The organism is Trinickia diaoshuihuensis (assembly GCF_003390925.1).
Taxonomy (GTDB): Bacteria; Pseudomonadota; Gammaproteobacteria; order Burkholderiales; family Burkholderiaceae; genus Trinickia; species Trinickia diaoshuihuensis.
On sequence record NZ_QUBS01000009.1, the window covers coordinates 1 to 524 of the forward strand.

General features: G+C 50.4%; 2 tRNA genes. Both read left to right on the forward strand.

Annotated elements, in window-relative coordinates:
• Nucleotides 1-10 precede the first annotated feature (10 nt).
• Nucleotides 11-87, forward strand: a tRNA-Ile gene (locus DXT59_RS01235).
• A 57-nt stretch (nt 88-144) separates the two neighbouring features.
• Nucleotides 145-220 (forward strand) — tRNA-Ala (locus DXT59_RS01240).
• Nucleotides 221-524 lie beyond the last annotated feature (304 nt).

Here is a 524-nt window from a genome sequence, read left to right on the forward strand (position 1 = left end):
ACAGACTCAGGGGTCTGTAGCTCAGTCGGTTAGAGCACCGTCTTGATAAGGCGGGGGTCGTTGGTTCGAATCCAACCAGACCCACCACTTATGTCTGCGTCCCCTGGGATCATCATCGAACTGGATGGTGAACTCTGTGTGAATGGGGGCATAGCTCAGCTGGGAGAGCACCTGCTTTGCAAGCAGGGGGTCGTCGGTTCGATCCCGTCTGCCTCCACCATTCCCTAATGACAAGTGTTCGATGCGGGTATCGAGTGTTTGTCATTGGCGAATGAGCCAGTCAGAGCGACTGAAGGTATGAGTCGGCTGTCGATGGGTATCGAGTGTTTGTCATTGGCGAATGAGCCAGTCAGAGCGACTGAAGGTATGAGTCGGCTGTCGATCTTTAACAATCTGGAAGAAGTAGTAATGGATATTGGAAGCGTCTATGAGATGGGCGTGGAAGATATCAATGGGTAGTGATTGTATCAATGTATTTTAAAGTGATCGAAAGATGACTTGGAATACGGCACAACGCGAGAACT